Origin of the sequence: Streptoverticillium reticulum, from assembly GCF_047456005.1 — a bacterium.
GTDB lineage: Bacteria > Actinomycetota > Actinomycetes > Streptomycetales > Streptomycetaceae > Streptomyces > Streptomyces reticulum.
This window is the reverse complement of record NZ_CP179755.1, coordinates 6,656,225-6,671,046: the sequence shown is the minus strand read 5'-3', so window position 1 is coordinate 6,671,046 and position 14,822 is coordinate 6,656,225. Positions and strand designations below refer to the sequence as shown.

Sequence of the window (14,822 nt, the reverse complement as noted above, 5' to 3'; positions counted from 1 at the left end):
TACACACAACGAGCGTCCATGCCTCGCGGCACGTGCGTGCCACCGCTGCCACCCTGCCCTGTGCCCGCCAAAAGGGGGACGCGTTCGGTGCATTGATGACTGTGGTGTCCGACACCGGGCGGCCGCACAACGGTCCGCCAGCCTACCCCGGTCGGGTGTACGTCCGCGATCTCACCCGTGGGGGCGATGGCCGCTGAGCAGGAAGGTTACGGCCCGTTCGCGCTCGGTCCAGGCGCTTGTGTCCAACTCCACTGCCTGCAGCAGAGTGCACTCCACCGCGTAGCCGCCCTCGGCGAGCACGCGGCCGACCGCCTCGGCCTCGTCCCGGGTCGCCGCGTGGCTGACGATCCGTTCGGGACGGCGCGCCGCGCACGCGGCGACGACCGGGGCGCCGCCGCCGGCGACGCGCACGACGTCGGGTTCGGGGAGGTCCTCCAGGACGTGGGGTGCGGTGCCGCGGACGACCTGCAGTTGCACGCCGTGGCGGCGCGCGGCGGCGGCGGTGCGGGCGCAGGCCTCGGGGTCGCGGTCGACGGCGATGACGGCGGCGCCGAACCGGCCGGCCTCGACGGCGGCCGCGCCGCTGCCGGAGCCGATGTCCCAGACCAGGTCGCCCACGCGGGGCCCCAGCCGGGCGAGTTGGGCGGCCCGCAGCTCGGTGGACTCGCCCTCGCCGAGCGGGGCCCCGTAGGCGTCGGCGGGCAGCGCCCAGCCGCGGACGGCCGGCGGGTAGCCGGGGTCGCGCCCGGCGATCCAGCCGCCGCCGGTGGCATGGGTGCCGGAGCCGCCGATGACGATGACGACGTTCGGGTCGCGCCAGGTGTGGTCGGCGGCCCGGTCGGAGGTGAGGACGGTGACGCGCTCGCGCTCGGTGCCCAGTTCCTCGCAGATGACGAAGGTGCGGTGGACGGGGCCGAGCAGCAGGGCGAGTTCGGCGGGGCCCGCGCCGGGCGAGGTGAGGACGGCGACCTTGGGGTGGGCGCGGCAGACGTTGACGGCGCGGCGCAGGTCGCGGGCGTGGGCGACGACGACCTGGGCGTCGTCCCAGGGCATGCCGGCCCGGGCGAAGGCGGCGGCGACGGCGGAGACGGCGGGCACCACCTCGACCTCGAGGCCGTGTTCGGGGGCGCGCAGGGTGCGGACGACGCCGAAGAAGCCGGGGTCGCCGTCGGCGAGCACCACGGCCGAGCCGCGGTGCTGGGCGATGCGGCGGGCGGCGAGGTCGACGCTGCCCAGGCGGATGCGCTCGGCGCCGGGCGGGATCTCGGGCAGGGCCAGGTGGTGTGCCGCGCCGGCGACCAGGGTGGCGGCGCCCACGGCGGAGCGGGCCGCGTCCGTCAGCGGTGAGCCGTCCCACCCGATCACCGTGACCCGGTCGGCCATCGTCGTCTGTCTCCTGGACTTGTCTCGGGTCGGGCCGCGCACGGCGGTGCGGGCAGGGTGAGGGTACCCCGGGCTGGTCCGGACCAGGGCGGGGCGGGGGCCTGCGGGGCTAGGGCGGGGCCGATGGGTCAGTGCGGGTCCCGCGGCGTCTGGTGCGGTGGATCGCAAGGCGGAGCATCATCCGCGTACTGGGCGTACTCGGGTGATGCGACAACGCGGCGAGGCGCCGTGCCAGACGTCGCGGGGCCTGTGCTGACCCATCGGCCCCGCCCTAGCGCCAGTCCGGGAAGGCGGCGGCGTAGTCGGAGTAGCCGTAGCCGCCGGTGTGCTGTTCGCGCACCTCGTCGAGGTCCTCGGGGAGCAGGCTCCAGACGATGAGGTCGGTGCGGATGTCCGTCCAGCCGCCGTCCTCGGTGCGGCTGCGCGCTATCCAGGCGTTGCGCAGGACGCCCTCGCTGATGCAGCCGATCTTCTGGGCGACCTGCTGGGCGGCGGTGTTGTCGGCGGCGGTGCGCATTTCGAGGCGTTCGAACTTCTGGTCGCGGAACAGCCACTGCGCGGCGGCGAGCACGGATTCGCACGCGTAGCCCTCGCCGCGGGCCCAGGGCGCGGTGACGTAGGAGGCCTCGGTGCACAGCGTGCGCCAGTCGGTATTGCGGAGGTACACGGCGCCGACGAGGCGGGAGGTGAGGAACTCGGTGACCGCAAAGACGATTCCGCGGCCGGAGGTGCGTTCCTCGGGGGCGCGGCGCAGGGCCCAGTCGCGGGCCTCGGCGGTGGTGTAGGGGTGCGGGGCGGTGGTCCAGGCGGTGATGAGCTCGTCGTTCATCATCTCCGCGAGGGCGGGCACGTCCCCTGCCTCGAACGGGCGCAGCACCAGCCGGTCCGTACTGATGGAGATGTCCGGAAAGGTGGAAGTCATGCGCTGCTCCAACGCCGAGGGAGGGTGGGCTCGGGTTCGCTCGGGTGCACCAGCATGCAGCATCGGCAGGTGAGTGCGCCAAGCGCGTGGGCCCCGCGCACGCCGGGGCGCGCGCGGGGCCTGCGACCGTACGGACGGCCGAGATTACAAGGTGTCAGCTCTTGACGGGGCCGAAGGCGGGGATGACGGCGCCGTTGCTGAACTTCTCCTGGATGAACTTCTTCACCTCATCGGAGTTGAGGAGCTTGGCCAGCTTCTGGATCCGCGGGTCGGCCTCGTTGCCCTTCTTGACGGCGAGGAAGTTGGCGTACGGGTTGTTCTCGGCCTTCTCCAGGGCCAGGGAGTCCTTGGCCGGGTTGAGCTTGGCGGAGATGGCGAAGTTGCCGTTGATCACGGCCGCGTCCACGTCGCCCAGGCGGGCCGGGATCTGGGAGGCCTCCAGCTCGGTGAACTTCACGCCCTTGGCGTCCTCGACGTCGGAGAGCTTGGCCTCGGCGCCGACGCCGTCCTTGAGCTTGATGATGCCGTTGTCGGCGAGCAGCTTGAGTGCGCGGCCCTCGTTGGTGGCGTCGTTGGGGACGGCGATGGTCGAGCCGGAGCCGAGGTCGGCGACCTTCTTGTCCTTCTTGGAGTAGAGGCCGAGGGGCTCGATCTCGACGTTGACGACGGGCACGATGTCCGTCTTGTTCTTCTTGTTGAAGTCGTCGAGGTAGGGCTTGTGCTGGAAGAAGTTCGCGTCGACCTCGCCGCTCTGGGTGGCGGTGTTGGGCAGCACGTAGTCGTTGAACTCCTTCACCTCCAGCTTCAGGCCCTCCTTGGCCGCGAGGTGGTCGCGGACGAAGTTGAGGATGTCGGCGTGGGGGGTGGGGCTGGCGGCGACGACGAGCTTGGCCGCCGGGTCGGCGTCCTTGCCCTTCTTCTCCGAGACGGAGCCGGTGTCGGAGGGGGCGCTGCAGGCGCTCAGGCCGAGGGTGAGCGCGGCGGCGGCCGCGACGGCGGCGGTGAGCTTGACGGTGGTACGCACGAAGAGTGCCTCTTTCCTGGATCACGAGGTGATGCCGCCCGGCAAAGGGTCCGGGCTCGTGGGGGTTCCGCGGGGCCGCCGGCCCCGGGGGTCAGGGGGTTTCCGCCGCCTCGGCCGGCTCGGCCCGCACGGGGACGGACTGTGCGGGAACGGGGGCGGTGGCGGCTTGGCGGCGCAGGCGTCGCAGGCCCACGGGGGCGGACTGACGGCCGCCGCGCCGGGAGAGGCTGCGGACGACGAGGTCGCCGGCGAGCTGGACGAGCGTCACGATGACGATGAGCAGCACGATGGTGGTGTTCATCAGGCCGGTCTCGTGGCGCATGTAGCCGTAGGTGATGGCGAGGTTGCCGAGTCCGCCGCCGCCGACCGCGCCGGCCATGGCCGAGTAGCCGATGAGGGCGATGACGGTGGTGGTCAGCCCGGCGACGAGGGAGGGCAGGGCCTGCGGGAGCAACACCTTGAGGACGATGGTCCAGGTGCCGCCGCCCATCGACTGCACGGCCTCGACGAGGCCGTGGTCGACCTCGCGGACGGCGGTCTCCACCAGGCGCGCGAAGAACGGGATGGCGCCGATGGTCAGGGCGACCACGGCCGCGCTGGGGCCGATGGAGGTGCCGATCACCAGGCGGCTGAAGGGGATCAGCCAGACCAGGAGGATGATGAAGGGCAGCGAGCGGCCGAGGTTGACGACCGCGCCGAGGACCTTGTTCACCACGACGTTCTGCAACAGCGAACCGCGGTCGGTGAGGACCAGCAGGATGCCCAGCGGCAGTCCGCCGACGACGGCGTAGACGGTGGACCACCACACCATGAAGAGGGTGTCCAGACAGGCGTCGCGCAGCAGTGGCTGCATCTCGGTCCAGGTCACTTGGCACCTTCCTTCAGGGCAGCGGCGGCGGGTGCCGGCGTGTTGACGTCCGCGACGTCCACCTGCAGGCCCTGCTCGCGCAGGAAGCCGATGGGGACGACGTTCTCCTCGAAGCGGCCGGGCAGCTCGATGCGCATCCGGCCGATCTGCTTGCCGGCGACGGTGTCCATCGCGGCGCCCAGGATCGAGATGTCGACGTTGTAGGTGCGCGACAGCTGGGAGATCACCGGCTGGGTCGCGGCCTCGCCGTGGAAGGTGACGTCCACGACGGTGCGGTCGGGCCCGGAGGGCTCGCCGCCGACGGGGAAGAGTTCGGCCGCGAGCTCGGAGCCGGGGGTGGCCAGCAGCTCGGCGACGGTGCCGGACCCCACGACGCGGCCGCCCTTCATCAGGGCCGCGGAGTCGCAGATGGTCTTGACGACGTCCATCTCGTGCGTGATGAGCAGGACGGTCAGGCCCAGCTGCTGGTTGAGGTCGCGCAGCAGCTGGAGGATCGAGCGGGTGGTCTCCGGGTCCAGCGCGGAGGTGGACTCGTCGGAGAGCAGCACCTTGGGGTCGCCGGCCAGGGCGCGCGCGATGCCGACGCGCTGCTTCTGGCCGCCGGAGAGCTGGCCGGGGTAGGCCTTGGCCTTGTCGGCGAGGCCGACCAGGTCGAGCAGTTCGAGGGCCTTGCGGCTGCGCTCCTTGCCGGAGACGCCGAGGATCTCCAGCGGCAGCTCGATGTTGGCCTGCACGGTGCGCGAGGAGAGCAGGTTGAAGTGCTGGAAGACCATGCCGATGCGGCTGCGTGCCCGGCGCAGTTCGGCGCCGGCGCGCGGGCCGCGCCCGGCGAGGGCGGTGAGGTCCTGGCCGGCCACGGTGACCGTGCCGGAGCTGGGGCGCTCCAGCAGGTTGACGCAGCGGATGAGGGTCGACTTGCCGGCGCCGCTCTGGCCGACGACGCCGTACACCTCGCCCTCACGGACGTGCAGATCGACGCCGTCGAGGGCGGTGACCTCGCGGCCTCGTGAGCGGTAGACCTTTGTCAGGCCCGTAGTGGTGATCACAGAGTTTCCGTCACTGTCGAGTGCGCGGCGATGGTGACGCCGGCGCACGGGCATGCATTGCGGAATGCGGCATCAGGGGGGATCGTCCCCGGGGGCGCTGGAGCGCGGGTCGGGGGGTCCTGGTGACGCGGGGCCGAGCGGTCCGGGCGGCGGGAAGGGGCCGACTCCGGGCTCAGGTGGGTCTCGCTTCGGGGCGCGAGGCAAAGGGGCCCTCAGCAGTCACACATTCGACACATGCAACGAGCACCGGGCGTCGTCATCGCCTCGGTCGCAAAGGTGCGGCTGCTCGTCGTGGTCATGCGGGCCAGTAAAACAGAAGTGCGTGCGAATCGGCCACGCCTGTCCGAATACCGGACAGTGGTGATCACAGCGTGGACCCCCAGGGGTCGCCGGGGGTACCCCCAGGGGTCGCGCGCGGGGGCCCGCCAGGGGGCCACTACAGTCGTCCCATGCCTGTCATGCCCCATCCGTCCGTCCGCGCCGCCCGGGAGCCGCGGTGATCGACGCGCTGACGCTCGCCGTCGGTCTGACCGCCCTCGTGCTGGCCGCCTGGTGCGGCTTCGCCTTCTCGCGCGACCAGGCCACCAAGGACTGGCACTTCATCGGCATGGCCGTGGTCACCCTCCTCGCCGTGATCCAGCTCGTGGTCGGCGTGGTGCGGCTGGCCGGCGGCGACAAGCCGCACCAGGGCACCACGATCTTCGTCGCCTATCTGCTGGGCTCGGCCGCCGCGATCCCGGCCGCGGCCTTCATGTCGCTGGCCGAGCGGACCCGCTGGGGCTCGGCCACGGTGGCGGCGGGCGCCGTGATCCTCGCCGTGCTGGAAGTACGGCTCTACGACATCTGGGGAGGCTGACGTGACCGAGGCCGACGTGACCGAGCCCACCACCACCGCGTCCAAGGGCGGCTTCGACCTCGGCCAGGGCCCGGGCCGGCTGCTGGTCTGGCTGTACGGGGTGTTCACCGTCGCCGCCGCGTCCCGCTCGATCGTCCAGATGATCCTGGACTTCGGCCGGGCCCCGCTGGCCTACGTCCTGTCGGCGGCCGCCGCCGTGGTGTACGCCTTCATCACGTACTCCCTGGTGCGCGGCGGGAACACGGCCCGCAGGGCGGCGCTGGTGTGCTGCGCCGCCGAGCTGGCCGGGGTGCTGCTGGTCGGCACCTGGACCGTCGTCGAGCCGTCCGCCTTCCCCGACGCCACCGTGTGGTCGGACTTCGGGATGGGCTACCTCTTCATCCCGGTGATCCTGCCGCTGACCGCGATGATGTGGCTGCGCCGGGCCGGCCGACTGCCCGCAGGCGGCTAGGGCGTTCGCGCCCCGTCAGGGGCGCGGGGAACTGCGCGACAAGCCCCCCACCGGCCCGCAGCCGACGCATCACCCCAGAGGTCCGGGGCGCAGCCCCTGGGGGCACCCCCAGCGGTAGCTGGGGGAGGTAGCTGGGGGAACCTCGACTGCAGGCGCATCGTGGCTGAGCGCGCCCACGCGGCGGAGCCGCATATCGAAAACAGCCCCGCGCCCCTTCGGGGTGCCCCGGCTAGGCGCTCGTCACATAGGCGGGCGCCGCGTCCTTCTCCAGGGTGATCAGGGTCAGGGTGCGGGTGACCTCTTCGGTGCCGACGGGCGCGTAGCCGCAGCGGCGGTACAGCCGCAGGCCGCCCTCGCCGCGGCGGCCGGTGGCCAGCCGGTAGCGCTTGGCGGAGCACTCCTCCGCCAGCCGCTCCTCGATCGCCGTCAGCAGCCGGCCGCCCAGGCCGTGCCGCCGCATCCGCGGGTGCACGATGAGCCCCGTGATGACCGCCGTGCCGTCGGCCCCGGCGGTGCCGCGCACCGAGCCGACGACCTCCGCGCCGAGCCGGGCCACCAGGACGCGGCTCCCGGCCAGTTCGGCGCGCAGGGCGTCGAGGCTCTGGGTCAGCGGCTGGATGGACCAGTCCCCGTGGAGCTCGGCCTCGTCCTGGTAGCAGAGGTACTGCAGTTTGAGGATCTGCTCGGCATCGCTGTCGCCTGCAGCCGAGATGGTCACGCTCATGCCCATGCGCACGCCTCCCGAATTCGGTCCGCCCTAACAGGAGCCGCCGCAGATGCACGCCGCTCCATGGCGCCGGTTGTCTAACGCTCCTCTCCCCCGCGTCCAGGAGCCGCAATCTCCGCCATGAGCATTCTGCGCAGACATCCCAGGCAGCGGGAACGTACGGGCCCCAAAGATCCTTGTGAGATACCCAACTCCCCTGCGATTTCTCGGTACGTCGGATCGCGGGAGGAGAGCAGGGCCGAGAGCAGCCCGGGACAGCGGCCGGGCAGGCGGCGGACGGCGGCCCGCAGCTGCCGCCCGGTCTCGGCGGCCAGCACGGCCTGTTCCACCCCCGACTCCAGCCGCTCGCCGGACGGTTCGGCGGCGACCGGGTCGTAGGGCACCTCGCGCCGGGCACGGCGGCGCCAGGCGCGGGCCTCGGCGCGCACCGCCGTCCGTATCCGCAGGGCGGTGTCGGCCGTCCGGGACAGTGCCCCGGCGCCGCTCAGCAGCCGGAGCCAGACGGCCTGTTCGAGGTCGGCCGCCTCCATGCCCGCCGCGTGGGCCTCGGCCGCACACTCGGCGGCCAGCAGGGGGCGCAGCCGGGTGAGGAGATCGTTCGGCGTCATGCGGGACGGGACATCCGGCCCCGCCCGGGCGGTTTCCGGAACGGTGGGTAATCACTCGTCCGAGTGGTTACCCACCGCCAGAAGGAGACCAGAGGTCACTTCTTGAGGAAGTCCGCCCGTGCGAACGCCGCCGTGTCGCAGTTGTCCGAGAAGATGCCGTCGATGCCGGTGGCGTAGTAGGCCTTGAAGGCCCCGAAGGCGTCGCCGTAGGCGTTCGGGTCGCTGCCGCGCTGGAAGTCCGCGGGCAGGAAGGTGTTCTCGTTGCGCATGGTGTACGGGTGCAGGATGAGCCCGGCGGCATGCGCGTCGCGGACGAGCGTGGTGGGCTTGCCGAGCTTGCCGTTCGCGTCCCGGGGGATGATCTGCTGCACCCACGGCCCGATGCCCTCGGCGAAGCCGGCTATCCACTTCAGGCCCTGCGGCGTGATGAGGTCGGCGACGGTGCGCGGGTCGCCCGCCTCGACGAAATCCCAGGGGCGGGTCTTGAGGTCGTCCAGGAGGAAGATCTTCGGGGCGTGGACGCCCAGCTTCGTCAGCCTCTGCAGGCTGCTCGGCTCGAAGGACTCCAGGAACTGCGGCGAGTCGGCGCGGTGCCGGCCGTACCGGCGCAGCAGCTTCGCCAGCGGCTCCTCCAGGCCGAGGCCCAGCTTGCGGAAGTAGGTGGCGTGCTTGGTCTCCGAGTGCAGCCAGACCCGTCGGCCGCGCTTGCGGCCCTGCTCCTCGGCCCACTTGAGGACCTCTTCGAAGGTGGGCACGTCCCAGCGGCCGTCGTAGAGGGTGTTGTGCTGCCGGTTGCCCGGTATGCGCTCCTTGGCGCGCAGCCGCTTGAGCTCGGCGAGGGTGAAGTCCTCGGTGAACCAGCCGGTGTGGGACTCGCCGTCGACGACCTTGGTGGTCTTGCGGGAGGCGAACTCCGCGTGGTCGGCGACATCGGTGGTCTGCGTGATGTCGTTCTCGTGACGGCAGACCAGGTGCCCGTCCTTGGTGGGGACGAGGTCCTGCTCGATGACGTCCGCGCCGTTGTCGAGCGCGAACTGGTAGGAGCCGAAGGTGTGTTCCGGCCGGTAGCCGCAGGCACCCCGGTGCCCGATGACCGTCGGCACCGGGAGGTCCTTGTAGGAGCCGCCCTTGCCGTGACCGCCCGCGCTCCGCTGCTGCGCCGCTGCCGCCGGGCCCGCCCCGCTGCCCAGGACGACCGCTCCCGCGCCGAGGGCCGCCGCGGCCCCCAGCAAAGAACGCCTGCCCGGACGCTGCTCCTGCTGCATGTACGCTCCTGCTCGTTGTTCTTCCGGCGCCTGTCCGGCACCTGTCAGACGGGGTGATCGTAAAGTCGTCCGCCCCTCGCACAGAAGGGTGTAGAGGGAACAGAGGGACAACTCACGTCAACACTCTGTTCCGCCTTGCCGAAACCCGGTGTGCGCATGCCACGTACTCGCGAGTATCCTCGGCGCCCTGCCCCGCCTGACCACCACGACCGGAGGACCCGTTGTCCCGCATTGTGCTCAAGGCGATTCTCGGATTGCTCATGCGCGTCCTGTACCGCCCGAAGGTCGAGGGGGCCGAGCACATCCCCGGGACCGGGCCGGTGATCCTCGCCGGGAACCACACGACGTTCATCGACTCGCTGTTCGTGTCCCTGATCGTCAAGCGCCAGGTCTACTTCATCGGCAAGAACGAGTACGTCATGGGCAAGGGCCTCAAGGGCCGCCTGATGGCGTGGTTCTTCCGCTCCTCGGGCATGGTCCCGGTCGACCGCGACGGCGGCAACGGCGGTGTGGCCGCGCTGATGACCGGCCGCAGGATCCTCGACGAGGGCAAGGTCTTCGGCATCTACCCGGAGGGCACCCGCTCCCCCGACGGCCGGCTCTACCGCGGCCGCACCGGCATCGCCCGGCTGACGCTGATGACGGGCGCGCCCGTGGTGCCGTTCGCGATGATCGGCACGGAGAAGGTGCAGCCGAGCGGCAAGGGGATGCCCCGCATCGCCCGGGTGACGGTCCGCTTCGGCGAGCCGCTGGACTTCTCCCGCTACGAGGGCATGGACCGCGACCGCTACGTGCTGCGCGCCGTCACCGACGAGGTGATGAGCGACGTCATGCGGCTGTCGGGCCAGGAGTACGTGGACATGTACGCCACCAAGGCCAGGGCGGCCTGACGGTCGCACATTACGCGCGAGGCGCCGCCGCGGGATTCCCGCGGCGGCGTTTCGTGCTGTCCGGACTATCCGAAGCAGTGCGGCTGGAAGTCCGGGTCCGCCGGGCCCTTGCGGCCGAGCGCGTTGAGCACCCACTGGGCGACGACCGGGTCCTTGGTGGCCTGGTCGTGCATGAACGGGTCCAGCGGGCACTTGTCCTGGAGCACGACGTTCGTCAGGTGCTCGGACGGGCCCGTCAGCAGGGCGCTGGTGTAGGGGATGACGACCTCGTCGTGGCGGGTCGTGATGACCGTGTAGTCCGGCCCGGCCGGGGTCTCGTCGCCCGCGTTGAGCTTCTGCATCAGGTCCGAGCCCCAGCGCTGGTCCAGGCAGGACGGGCAGAAGGTGTAACCGGCGGGAATCGCCAGCGGGTTCTTGGTCCCGTGGTTGGACGGGACGATGCCGACGAGGTCGTTCACCTTGTCCGCGCCGCCGAGGAACTTGACGTAGTAGCGCGGCATCATGCCGCCCTGGCTGTGGCCGACGATGTCGACCTTCGCGGCGCCCGTCGCGCCGCGCACGGCCTCGACGAAGTCCCGCAGTTCGGCGGCCGCCTGGGGTATCGGGTCGGTCTCCATGTGCCCGTAGTTGAAGGCGAAGACGCAGTAGCCCGCCTCCTTGAGCTTGGGCGAGAGGGCCTGCCAGTTCTCGGCCATCAGCTTGAACGTGCCGTTGACCAGCACGACCGGCTGCGGGTGGGCCGAATCCGGCTTGCAGGACCAGTCGTTGGCGCCCTTCGGCGGGATGTCGAGCGGCGAGGCGGAGGCCGGTGACGCGGCGAGGCCCGTGAGACTCAGCGCGGCGGCGGCCGCGGCGGCGATCAGAAACCGTGCTGTGGTGCGCAGGCGCGTGTGACGCATGGGGGGATTCCTTTGACACAGGGGCGTCCCGGGCGGACGCCCTCGTCCGAACCACGTTCGACAATGTCGACCGGTGGACGAGATATTCCCGGGTGCGTCAGGACCGCGTCAAGGTGGTTACCGACCGGTAAACATCACACGGCCCGGGACTTGAAGCCCCGGGCCAGATGATGCTGGGATGGCTCATCCGAGCGCGTCGGCTCAGCCGCCCGCGCCCTCCGCGAGCCGCTGGCCGCGCAGCAGGAACCAGGCCGCGACCGCGGTCCCGGTCAGCACGAACGCACCCACACCCGAGGCGATCCGCAGCCCCTCGACGAAGGCGTCCTGCGCCGAGGAGAGCAGGGCCGCCCCCGTGTCCGCGGGCAGCTGCGCCGCGGCCTCGACCGCGCCGCCGAGCGACTCGTGCGCCCCGGAGGCGGCGTCCGCGGGGACGCCCACGGGGATCGCGAAGCCGCGGTAGACGCCGGTGACGATCGAGCCGAGGAGGGCGATGCCGAGCGCCGCACCGAGCTCGTACGCCGTCTCCGAGACGGCCGCGGCCGAGCCCGCCTGCTCCTTGGGCACGCTGGAGAGGATCACGTCGGCGGTGACGGTGAACGAGAAGCCCGCGCCCACGCCCACGACCAGCAGGACGGCGCCCAGCAGCGGATAGGGGGTGGTCGTCTGGAGCCAGGAGAGCACCGCCAGCGCGATGCCGATCGCGCCGAGCCCGCCCGAGACGACCGTCCGCACCGAGAGGCGCCGGGCGGCCTGCCCGGCCAGCAGGCCGGCCGTCACCGCGCCCACGGCCGCGGGCAGTTCCGCGAGCCCCGCCTCCAACGGGCTGCGGTCCTGGACCAGTTGGAGGAACTGGGAGAGGAAGAAGACCAGCCCGGACAGGCCCAGGATCGTCAGCAGGTCGGCGAGCACCGCGCCGGAGAAGCCGCGGTGGTGGAAGAGCCGCATGTCCAGCAGCGGCGAGGGCAGCTTCAGCTGGCGCCGGACGAACCACACCAGCGTGACCACACCGACGACGGCCGCCACCGCGACGGGCAGGCCGAAGCCGATCGTCGCGCCCTCCTTGATCGCATAGACCACCGCGATGATGCCGACCATCGACAGGGCCACGCTGAGCAGGTCCCAGGGGCCGGGCGAGGGGTCGCGCGACTCGGGCAGCAGCTTGAAGCCGACCAGGACGAGCACCGCCATCACCGGCAGGTTGATCAGGAAGACCGAACCCCACCAGAAGTTCTCCAGCAGGAAGCCGCCGACGACCGGCCCCACGGCCGCGCCCGCCGAGGCCATCGCACCCCAGATGCCGATGGCCAGGCTGCGTTCCTTGGGGTCGTGGAAGAGGTTGCGGATGAGCGCCATGGTGGACGGCATCAGCGTCGCGCCCGCCACGCCCAGCAGGGCGCGGGCCACGATCATCATCTCGGGGCTGGTCGCATAGGCGTTGAGCACCGAGACCGCACCGAAGGCCACGGCGCCGACGAGCAGCAGCCGCTTGCGGCCGATGCGGTCGCCGAGGCTGCCCATGGAGACCAGCAGACCGGCGATGACGAAGGAGTAGACGTCGCCGATCCACAGCAGCTGGGTGCCGGAGGGCTTGAGGTCCTCGCTGAGGAAGGGCGTCGCCAGGCCGAGCACGGTCGCGTCGACGGCGACGAGCAGGACGGCCAGGACGAGCACGGCCAGCGCGAGCCAGCGACCCGGGCGCGGGGCGTCCGCCGCGTCCGGCGCACCGGACGGCGGGGAGACGGTCTCATGGCTCACGGTTCCATCCTCCGTCGCAGGGCGCCGCCGAGCAGCAGCTCGGAGACCATGTGGCTGATGTCCCGCGCGGCCACCCTGCCGTCCTGGACGGCCCAGGCGCCGGAGGCCACGAGGCCGTAGAGGGCCTCGGTGAGCCAGGCCGGGGAGAGGTCGAGGCGGAAGGCACCCTCCTCCTGGCCGCGCCGGAAGAGCCCGGTGATCCGGGCGTCGAGGCGGTTCCAGCCCTCGTTCATGCCGCCCTCGTAGAGGGCGTTCTCGCCGTAGAGGAAGGCGATGATCCCGGCGACGGACTCGGTGCACGCGATCATCCGGCGCACGGCGTCCGCCGCGTCGCCCTCGTCCAGCCGGGCCTCGTCCAGGGCGCGGCCGAGCCGCTCGATGCCGTGGTTCTCCAGCGCGCGGACGAGGGCGTCCCGGCCGGAGAAGTGCCGGTGCAGGGTGGCCCTGCCGATGCCGGCGGCCCTGGCGATCTCGTCCATGGAAGCGGTCGGCTTGCGGGTGAGCAGGCCGGCGGCTGCTCTCAGTACCTGGTCTCGATCCACGCTCATGAGACGACGATAACCCGAATGAGACATGGACGTCTCATTCGGGTTATCGATGTCTCATTATTGGGCGCGTTTGGCGTCCGCCCACTCCCGCTGCACGGCCAGGTCCGCCTTGACCTCCTGCAGCTGGGCCACCACGGCCGACGGAGCAGTGCCGCCGCGGCCGTTGCGGGAGGCGAGGGCGCCCGGCACCGTCAGGACCGAGCGGACCTCGGGCGTCAGGTGCGGCGAGATCGCGGCGAACTGCTGGTCCGTGAGGTCGTCCAGCTCGATGCCCTGCGCCTCGCACTCCTTGACGCAGGCACCCGCGACCTCGTGCGCCACCCGGAACGGCACGCCCTGCTTGACCAGCCACTCCGCGATGTCGGTGGCCAGCGAGAAGCCGGCCGGGGCCAGCTCCTCCATGCGCGCCCGGTTGACCGTGAGGGTCGCCATCATCCCGGTGAAGGCCGGGAGCAGGACCTCCAGCTGGTCGCAGGAGTCGAAGACCGGCTCCTTGTCCTCCTGCAGGTCGCGGTTGTACGCGAGCGGGAGGGCCTTGAGCGTGGCCAGCAGCCCGGCCAGATTGCCGATCAGCCTGCCGGACTTGCCGCGCGCCAGCTCGGCGATGTCCGGGTTCTTCTTCTGCGGCATGATCGAGGAACCGGTGGAGAAGGCGTCGTGGAGCGTCACGAAGGAGAACTCCTTCGTGTTCCAGATGATCACCTCTTCCGCGAGCCGGGACAGGTCGATGCCGATCATCGCCGTGATGAAGGCGAACTCGGCGGCGAAGTCCCGCGAGGCCGTGCCGTCGATGGAGTTGCCGGAGCTGCCGCGCTCGAAGCCGAGGTCGGCGGCGACCGCCTCCGGGTCCAGCCCGAGGGAGGAACCGGCCAGCGCCCCCGAGCCGTACGGGGAGACCGCCGTGCGCTCGTCCCACTGCCGCAGCCGCTCCGCGTCCCGCCCGAGGGCGTGCACGTGGGCGAGGACGTGGTGCGCGAAGAGCACGGGCTGGGCGTGCTGCAGGTGCGTCCGCCCGGGCATGGCCACGTCGGGGTGCGTCTCGGCCAGCCCGACCAGCGCCTCCTGGAGGTCGGCGATGAGCCCGCCGATGATCCGCGCGTGGTCGCGCAGGTACATCCGGAAGAGCGTGGCCACCTGGTCGTTCCGGGACCGCCCGGCGCGCAGCTTGCCGCCGAGCTCCGGACCGAGCCGCTCCAGCAGGCCGCGCTCCAGGGCGGTGTGCACGTCCTCGTCGGCGACGGTGCCGGTGAACGTCCCCGCGGCGACGTCGGCCTCCAGCAGTCCGAGGCCCTCGGTCATCCGCTGGAGCTCGCCTGCGCTGAGCAGCCCGGCCTTGTGCAGGACGCGGGCGTGGGCGCGGGAGCCGGCGATGTCGTACGGGGCGAGCCGCCAGTCGAAGTGGACGGAGGCGGAGAGCTTGGCGAGGGCCTCGGCCGGCCCGTCGGCGAACCGGCCACCCCAGAGCCGTACGCCTCCGGCGGGGTCCTGGTCCTGCGTTCCGGTGGTCATCGTCGGTTGCTCCTCGTCTGCCCCCGCCCAGCGCCGGGGCGGGGGATGGTCGTCGGTCGTCAGTGCAACCG

General features: G+C 71.7%; 15 protein-coding genes. 3 read left to right on the top strand and 12 right to left on the bottom strand.

Annotated features, from left to right (window positions below; genetic code table 11):
- Positions 1-171 precede the first annotated feature (171 nt).
- From cbiE to ACMATS_RS30700, 5 genes are all read right to left on the bottom strand, one after another.
- The gene (cbiE, locus tag ACMATS_RS30720; protein WP_414169734.1) at positions 172-1,383 is read right to left on the bottom strand and encodes a precorrin-6y C5,15-methyltransferase (decarboxylating) subunit CbiE; all 1,212 of its coding nucleotides are present in this window, start codon (positions 1,381-1,383) and stop codon (positions 172-174) included.
- 271 nt (positions 1,384-1,654) lie between these two features.
- Positions 1,655-2,305, bottom strand: coding sequence for a GNAT family N-acetyltransferase (locus tag ACMATS_RS30715; RefSeq protein WP_390779021.1), 651 nt, complete (start codon positions 2,303-2,305; stop codon positions 1,655-1,657).
- 154 nt (positions 2,306-2,459) lie between these two features.
- Positions 2,460-3,329: a MetQ/NlpA family ABC transporter substrate-binding protein gene (locus ACMATS_RS30710; RefSeq protein ID WP_390779020.1), complete on the bottom strand. Its 870-nt coding sequence runs from the start codon at positions 3,327-3,329 to the stop codon at positions 2,460-2,462.
- A 91-nt stretch (positions 3,330-3,420) separates the two neighbouring features.
- Positions 3,421-4,197 carry a methionine ABC transporter permease gene (locus tag ACMATS_RS30705; protein WP_414169733.1) on the bottom strand — a complete coding sequence of 259 codons (777 nt, stop codon included), beginning with the start codon at positions 4,195-4,197 and terminating at the stop codon, positions 3,421-3,423.
- On the bottom strand, positions 4,194-5,243 hold the full coding sequence (locus tag ACMATS_RS30700; RefSeq protein WP_414169732.1) for a methionine ABC transporter ATP-binding protein: 1,050 nt from the start codon (positions 5,241-5,243) through the stop codon (positions 4,194-4,196). The genes ACMATS_RS30705 and ACMATS_RS30700 overlap by 4 nt, the downstream gene beginning before the upstream one ends.
- A gap of 496 nt (positions 5,244-5,739) precedes the next feature.
- Between ACMATS_RS30700 and ACMATS_RS30695 the strand changes: the two genes are divergently transcribed.
- Positions 5,740-6,099, top strand: coding sequence for a hypothetical protein (locus tag ACMATS_RS30695; protein ID WP_336414313.1), 360 nt, complete (start codon positions 5,740-5,742; stop codon positions 6,097-6,099).
- Between the two features lies 1 nt (position 6,100).
- On the top strand, positions 6,101-6,550 hold the full coding sequence (locus tag ACMATS_RS30690; RefSeq protein ID WP_390779018.1) for a hypothetical protein: 450 nt from the start codon (positions 6,101-6,103) through the stop codon (positions 6,548-6,550).
- Between the two features lie 229 nt (positions 6,551-6,779).
- On the opposite strand, the gene ACMATS_RS30685 is transcribed toward ACMATS_RS30690, so the two are convergent.
- The 3 genes from ACMATS_RS30685 to ACMATS_RS30675 form a co-directional block, all read right to left on the bottom strand.
- On the bottom strand, positions 6,780-7,280 hold the full coding sequence (locus ACMATS_RS30685; RefSeq protein ID WP_390779017.1) for a GNAT family N-acetyltransferase: 501 nt from the start codon (positions 7,278-7,280) through the stop codon (positions 6,780-6,782).
- Positions 7,281-7,354: 74 nt separating this feature from the next.
- On the bottom strand, positions 7,355-7,885 hold the full coding sequence (locus tag ACMATS_RS30680; RefSeq protein WP_390779016.1) for a sigma-70 family RNA polymerase sigma factor: 531 nt from the start codon (positions 7,883-7,885) through the stop codon (positions 7,355-7,357).
- A gap of 95 nt (positions 7,886-7,980) precedes the next feature.
- Entirely contained in the window at positions 7,981-9,150 is a 1,170-nt protein-coding gene (locus ACMATS_RS30675) for a glycerophosphodiester phosphodiesterase (protein ID WP_390779015.1), read from the bottom strand.
- A gap of 221 nt (positions 9,151-9,371) precedes the next feature.
- On the opposite strand from ACMATS_RS30675, the gene ACMATS_RS30670 reads away from it, so the two are divergent.
- A complete protein-coding gene (locus tag ACMATS_RS30670; RefSeq protein ID WP_414169731.1) occupies positions 9,372-10,040 on the top strand; it encodes a lysophospholipid acyltransferase family protein in 669 nt (222 codons plus the stop codon).
- Between the two features lie 65 nt (positions 10,041-10,105).
- On the opposite strand, the gene ACMATS_RS30665 is transcribed toward ACMATS_RS30670, so the two are convergent.
- The 4 genes from ACMATS_RS30665 to argH form a co-directional block, all read right to left on the bottom strand.
- Positions 10,106-10,939: an alpha/beta fold hydrolase gene (locus tag ACMATS_RS30665; protein WP_390779013.1), complete on the bottom strand. Its 834-nt coding sequence runs from the start codon at positions 10,937-10,939 to the stop codon at positions 10,106-10,108.
- 201 nt (positions 10,940-11,140) lie between these two features.
- A complete protein-coding gene (locus tag ACMATS_RS30660) occupies positions 11,141-12,694 on the bottom strand; it encodes an MFS transporter (RefSeq protein ID WP_390779012.1) in 1,554 nt (517 codons plus the stop codon).
- Positions 12,691-13,242, bottom strand: a complete 552-nt coding sequence (locus ACMATS_RS30655; RefSeq protein ID WP_390779011.1) for a TetR/AcrR family transcriptional regulator — start codon at positions 13,240-13,242, stop codon at positions 12,691-12,693. The genes ACMATS_RS30660 and ACMATS_RS30655 overlap by 4 nt, the downstream gene beginning before the upstream one ends.
- A gap of 57 nt (positions 13,243-13,299) precedes the next feature.
- Positions 13,300-14,751: an argininosuccinate lyase gene (argH, locus tag ACMATS_RS30650; RefSeq protein WP_414169730.1), complete on the bottom strand. Its 1,452-nt coding sequence runs from the start codon at positions 14,749-14,751 to the stop codon at positions 13,300-13,302.
- Between the last annotated feature and the right edge of the window lie 71 nt (positions 14,752-14,822).

Coding starts and splice junctions, on each gene's coding strand:
- cbiE (WP_414169734.1), bottom strand. CDS start 1,383: ATGGCCGACCGGGTCACGGTGATCGGGTGGGACGGCTCACCGCTGACG.
- ACMATS_RS30715 (WP_390779021.1), bottom strand. CDS start 2,305: ATGACTTCCACCTTTCCGGACATCTCCATCAGTACGGACCGGCTGGTG.
- ACMATS_RS30685 (WP_390779017.1), bottom strand. CDS start 7,280: ATGGGCATGAGCGTGACCATCTCGGCTGCAGGCGACAGCGATGCCGAG.
- ACMATS_RS30680 (WP_390779016.1), bottom strand. CDS start 7,885: ATGACGCCGAACGATCTCCTCACCCGGCTGCGCCCCCTGCTGGCCGCC.
- ACMATS_RS30675 (WP_390779015.1), bottom strand. CDS start 9,150: ATGCAGCAGGAGCAGCGTCCGGGCAGGCGTTCTTTGCTGGGGGCCGCG.
- ACMATS_RS30665 (WP_390779013.1), bottom strand. CDS start 10,939: ATGCGTCACACGCGCCTGCGCACCACAGCACGGTTTCTGATCGCCGCC.
- ACMATS_RS30655 (WP_390779011.1), bottom strand. CDS start 13,242: ATGAGCGTGGATCGAGACCAGGTACTGAGAGCAGCCGCCGGCCTGCTC.
- argH (WP_414169730.1), bottom strand. CDS start 14,751: ATGACCACCGGAACGCAGGACCAGGACCCCGCCGGAGGCGTACGGCTC.